The sequence below is a fragment of the Mesorhizobium sp. WSM4850 genome (assembly GCF_055811735.1).
Map to the genome: position 1 here is coordinate 1 of NZ_JBVVPV010000107.1, position 5,075 is coordinate 5,075.

A 5,075-nucleotide genomic window follows, 5' to 3' on the forward strand; every position below is an offset into this window, starting at 1 on the left:
GTCTCGTTGTGTTGTTTTTTTCGTTTATCGGGGTGTTTTTTTTTTGGTTTTTTCTCTGTGCGGGGGGTCTGACGACCCGCGCCAGGGCGGGAGCCGAATGGCTGAGACGCCTGAGCTTGCCGAAGAAAACGGGCTGATCCGCCGGCAGCCGGTGCGCGCCGCGAGGCGCGCCGACGCCAGCTATGACTGCAGGCTCAACAGAATCTCGCACGGATCAGCGTCAAGCACCGCAGTTACGTCGAGAAACTCAATGACGTCGAGACGCCGCTCTCCACCCTCATACTTGGCCACAAAGGATTGCGGCCGGCCAAGCTTCTCGGCTACCTGCGCCTGGGTCATGCCTTTGGCCCTGCGCAGCGATATCAACTGGGCCAGAAACCGCTGGTGGCGGGCAGATCGAAGTGATTTGGGCATGTAGGCGAACCGGTCAGGTAAAGACCGGCTCAGCCACTAATCCCGGTTCCGGATTATCCCATTTTGGGATATGCTGTCTTGAATCCAGCTATCAACATGCGGTTCGCGGCAGAGATGAATCGATCGACGGGAACAGATGGGACTGAAAGCTCGACACTGCTCGATGAGGTCCCCTGGTCAGACAGCATCACGAGCTACGACAGGCAGCATTCCACCATTTACCTGCGCATCCTCGACGCCTGCGCCGACAATGCCAGCGTAGAGGAAATGGCCGAACTCATTCTCCGCATCGACCCCGTCCTTGAACCGGTGCGCGCCCGCAAGGCTGTTCGCAGCCATATCGACCGGGCGAACTGGATGGTAACGACCGGCTACAAGGAACTGTTCGGCGGCTGACGCACGGCTGGAACGTCAGGAACTCACGACAGTCCCCATTCATGAACGCAGGGCGGAGAGACGCGCACCGAATACGGTCGCGGAGATGATCGCCGGGATCCGTCGGCGTGGACGCGCCTCCCCCGATCAGCACTTCAATGATCTCGCGATGTGAAGGTCCGGCGAGCGATCCGTGAGACCCCGCAGAACGACGTTCAATCGGGGCCGCCTTTTTTCGGCGGAAACAAGCCGGCAGGCGATTCGCTGTAAGCACAAGACGCACTCAAGCGCCACAGCCTACGCTTCAACGCCGCCGCGCACGTGAAGCTAACCTGTCAGTGAATCGCAAAAAGCCGAACGGGCCAGGCGCCCAATTGCCTGCTTGGTGGTCGTCACCCCAAGCTTCCGGCGAGCGTTGCCCAGATGAAAGGCGGCCGTTCGCTGCGTGATCCCCAGGATGCAGCCGATCTCCCATTCGGACTTGCCTCTTGCTGCCCCACTGCAGGCACTCGTATTCCCGCGGCGTTAGCAAGACACCATCGATCATTCGATCGGTGGACAGTTTGCGGCGAACGAACATATGTGGTCGCTATATACGGGAGACCTTCTTCGTGGCGTTCTGCGGCGCGGAAAAACACAGGATCGGGCTTGTCAGCGGCAAAGGTCATCGCCGCAAAATTCCCTCGGCGGTCGATGAGCCCCTGCAGCCTCCTCGCCGATCAGATCGGATCCCCATCGAAACGGGCATCCGCCACTGCGTGCGCGCACAATGACCGGGTCAACGCTCTGATACCGGTTCTCAAGATAACGTGCTGTCCAGGGCGCCGGATAGTTCGAGATCAGCGTGGGTTTGCCATCAGACCGCGGGGAACAGGAGAGATAGGCAAAAGTGAGCAGATCGAGTCCAGAGGCGACATCGGCCAGGGCGCCGCGGAGATCAGCCTCATCGACGCTTTCTGAAAGCCGTTCCAAGAATCTCTCGAAGACAGTCTGCATCTCTGCCCTTTTCAGCTCCTTCCCTTGGCTCTCCGGCAGCGTGTCATGTGAAGACCACGTAGTTGAGATGTCGAACCTAGACGCGCCATCCGGATATGCAGATCATCTCTTTTTCAAACCTTCGGTCGCGAACGCGCCGCAATCGCCCTTATTCAGCACTTCAAGGGATGCCTTGTGGACGTCGATAGCGAGCATTCCTTTGTCCAGCTGGTAACTGCCCCTGATATCGTGCCTCACCCATTCACGATTATACGTCTTCGCGCCGAACAGTACGACCGTGACGGACGTACCCTCATCTGTCTTCGATCCATTGCTTTGTCGTAAAATGGAGGTGCTTTGCCTTTGGCGCGAATGATCCAAGAATTTCGGATCTGGACTACACGATGAACGTCGCGCTCGGCGCGCCCTTAGAGCCGGAAGCTGGCTACCCGCTATTGATAGGGCCAAGAAGCTGCCATTCCCATATCGACCTCGGTAGCTGCCACCGCCCGGCGTCAGCCGGTGCATTACAGCCTAGAACAGCGCGATGACTTGTTTTGGTCCCGAAGAGCCTCAGGCGGTTCACTGCCAGGGTTCAAACCGGATTGGCCCGAGCGAGGCCAACCCACAGAAGGCTTACGCCGTAGCTTATTCGCCGAAGCTGCTTCGAGATGCTCATCAGAGCCACTTTGCTGAAGAAGGGGAGCGTCGGATTTCCCTCATGCAAAAGCGCGTAGACGATTTCATAGTCGGCCGGATTGGGCCTCTCCGCCGGAATTATGCCGACGATCGCTGGCATTGCCTCCCGAATTTGTGCCCTAAGCGGTGGATGGTCGAGGAATGCTTCGGCGGACACCTGTCCTTGCAGGAACAGATGACTCAGCGTTTGTGACTTGCTACGGCGCTTCACGTGCACGAGCTGCCGGCCACCGGTCAAAATGTCACAAAACTCGACCCGCCCACGCTCTCCTTCGAAATTCACGAGGCTTTTGTCGTAAAGATACATCCCGGCTTGGGCATTGACGGCGCGGGCGTTGTAGTCGCCCTCCTTTTCGCCAGCGGTGTAGAAAGGGAGCTGGAGGGCAGCTAGCGGAATTTCCGCCATCGCTGCGTTGACGGTGGCGATGAAATCGTCCTTGACCACATACCATTCGTCCGATGCGAGGATGTGGAGCTGGTCGTTGAACTGGACCTCTGCACATAGACATTTGAATACGGACCATCGGTCATGGAACGGCCCGTCGTCGCTCGCGACACGCACCTTGTCCGATTTCAGATGTGCAAGCGTGACGGCATGCTCCTCATCGAAGAGAGCCAGATAATCGGGCAGACGAAGGTCGTCGAACGCGTCCGCCCGTGAGCTGCCCGAGAATTTGAACCGATCGACATTGTGATAATCGATGATTTCCGGTGGTGCGAGATGGATGCCGTCGAGCTGCCCATTCTGCAACCGGGTGACTAGGCTCTGGTTGAGTTGGTCCACGCGCGAACGATCCCGGATGGGCGTGATCTTGCCGTACCAGGGAAACAGTTCTTGGTATGCCGTATCATTGAACGAGTTGATGATCGTCAGACCTTTATCGTCGATCCCGTCATAATCGACCTCGCAGCTTAGCTTGAGCCCGTCGCTTCCTGTCAGTGTACCCCCGAACGCTTCATCTCCCGATTTGCCGGTAATTGCCTGAAGAATGATGCTCGATGTATCGACGCCGAAATCGAAGATCTCGCCGATCCGGCTGTTCTGTGAGCGGGTCTGAATGGTTGAATCTTCGGGCCTACGCGTGTCGATACTCTTGATCCGCTCGCGGCCAAGCCGGTTCAGCGCCACCTTCAATCCGAACTGGCTCTCCAGCGCTTCCGGGCGAAGTTCCTGAAACCCCATGCCGAAACACACAGCAAGCCATCTGCGCTGCGGGTCGGCGTCGTCAGCAGCAAGATCGACACCGACAAATAGAATCGCAGCCGCTTGGCCGCCGTACAGCCCGTTGAACTGTAATTGGTCGGCAGCATTGAAAAAAGATATCCAGCCCGGCGGCGAATTGTATGCCTGGCCTGCGAACAGACGCTTGTTATCGGGATGCCCCGTAAGGGGCTTTTCCTCCAGCCGATTTTGTTCTTTGAGCGAATCCGCTGGATCGGCGATATGCGCTTTCAGCAGCCGGAATGTATATGATCTTTTTGCCACAACTTGCTCCCCGCCAAGCAACGCCGACGATGATAGATGTTATCGCCGACCGCTCACGCCAAAATGCGGCAGTGGGTAGACGTACATACTGGCTTTCGGGGGCGCACCGGAAGGCGCACGCTTATGACGTCGCATGAGCGACTGCTTTCCGGAAGTGTACGATCTGACCTTAATGGCCTAAAGGAGGCGCATTGCAGCCAATCCCGGCGCAGAGAATTAACAAGTTCATCGGATAGCGGCGCGGCCCAACAGCAAACCCGTGAATGTTCTCGGAATGCTCGGCCGTTTCTCCCGGGCGGCCGGAACATGAATGAAGCTGGGCCGTCGCGGTAAGTGCTCATACTTTGGTCCTCATATGCTCGGGTTCGGCTGTACTGCGAAGTCATCAGTAGATCTTCTTGAATAGTCTAGGGACGGTCGAGTGTCAGATCGATACGTTCGATTGCATATCTGTCGTGCGTTCCATACTTAAGTATCAATCTCGTTGAATGGGACGGACTAGCGGTAATACACTTAGCCTTACAACCTCTCACAAAGGCCAATACCAAATCTGACTGTTAAAAACTTCAGTCGATCACCAGTGGTAGTTTTCTGGAACATTCGATCTTCAATAATCAGGCTGCTTTCGGTGATTTCTATTCCCCGGTCTCCATCCTTCTAGGCCAATCCTCGATAGCGGACGGCTCAATGTCCGCTTCGTGAATATAGCAGCGCCAATGGACCGCTTTCCGCGAATGATGCCCTATCCTGGCAGGAAATCGGCGTTTTCGCGCTGCTTGCGCATATTGCTGATGGGAAGTTCGACAATTCCCTGTACGTCACGCGGGTACGTCTTGGTCTTCTTTACGGAGCTGCCGAGGTGCATCGTTGCGATGTAGCCATGCGCGACGGCGCGTAATTGGGGACGCCAGCCGCGAAGCTCGGCCATGAAGTTCGCCTGCTGTCACGTGTTCATGTGAAGCCGTTCGTCAAACGACAGAAAGTGGCAGGCGACGTCGAGCCCGAGGCCGTGAAGGCGCTGGCCGAGAAGACCTATGGCAAGGTCCCGTTGGACCAGATCTGCCGCCACGCGAACGCCCGTCTGAGCCGGTGCAGAACACCAGGCGCACATTGACGCTAAGGGATG

At 57.1% G+C, this 5,075-nt stretch carries 6 protein-coding genes and 2 pseudogenes; 2 read left to right on the plus strand and 6 right to left on the minus strand.

The features are described from left to right. Positions 1-180 precede the first annotated feature (180 nt). The gene (locus AC0L2Z_RS34880) at positions 181-414 is read right to left on the minus strand and encodes a helix-turn-helix domain-containing protein (protein WP_473630576.1); all 234 of its coding nucleotides are present in this window, start codon (positions 412-414) and stop codon (positions 181-183) included. 114 nt (positions 415-528) lie between these two features. Here AC0L2Z_RS34880 and AC0L2Z_RS34885 point away from each other — a divergent pair, with 114 nt between their 5' ends. Then, positions 529-810 (plus strand): DNA -binding domain-containing protein, encoded by a 282-nt coding sequence (locus AC0L2Z_RS34885; RefSeq protein WP_473630577.1) that lies wholly within the window; start codon positions 529-531, stop codon positions 808-810. Between the two features lie 306 nt (positions 811-1,116). Here AC0L2Z_RS34885 and AC0L2Z_RS34890 read toward each other — a convergent pair. The 5 genes and pseudogenes from AC0L2Z_RS34890 to AC0L2Z_RS34910 all read right to left on the minus strand — a co-directional run. Next, positions 1,117-1,272, minus strand: a pseudogene (locus AC0L2Z_RS34890) (helix-turn-helix transcriptional regulator); the annotation flags it as partial. A 168-nt stretch (positions 1,273-1,440) separates the two neighbouring features. Then, the gene (locus AC0L2Z_RS34895) at positions 1,441-1,785 is read right to left on the minus strand and encodes an autoinducer binding domain-containing protein (protein WP_473630578.1); all 345 of its coding nucleotides are present in this window, start codon (positions 1,783-1,785) and stop codon (positions 1,441-1,443) included. A gap of 102 nt (positions 1,786-1,887) precedes the next feature. Then, positions 1,888-2,292, minus strand: coding sequence for a TIR domain-containing protein (locus AC0L2Z_RS34900; protein ID WP_473630579.1), 405 nt, complete (start codon positions 2,290-2,292; stop codon positions 1,888-1,890). A 67-nt stretch (positions 2,293-2,359) separates the two neighbouring features. Then, entirely contained in the window at positions 2,360-3,949 is a 1,590-nt protein-coding gene (locus AC0L2Z_RS34905) for a DUF6119 family protein (protein ID WP_473630580.1), read from the minus strand. Positions 3,950-4,691: 742 nt separating this feature from the next. Beyond that, on the minus strand, positions 4,692-4,877 hold the full coding sequence (locus AC0L2Z_RS34910; RefSeq protein WP_473630581.1) for a hypothetical protein: 186 nt from the start codon (positions 4,875-4,877) through the stop codon (positions 4,692-4,694). Between the two features lie 54 nt (positions 4,878-4,931). Between AC0L2Z_RS34910 and AC0L2Z_RS34915 the strand changes: the two are divergent. Continuing rightward, positions 4,932-5,075: pseudogene (locus AC0L2Z_RS34915) on the plus strand (insulinase family protein); the annotation flags it as partial.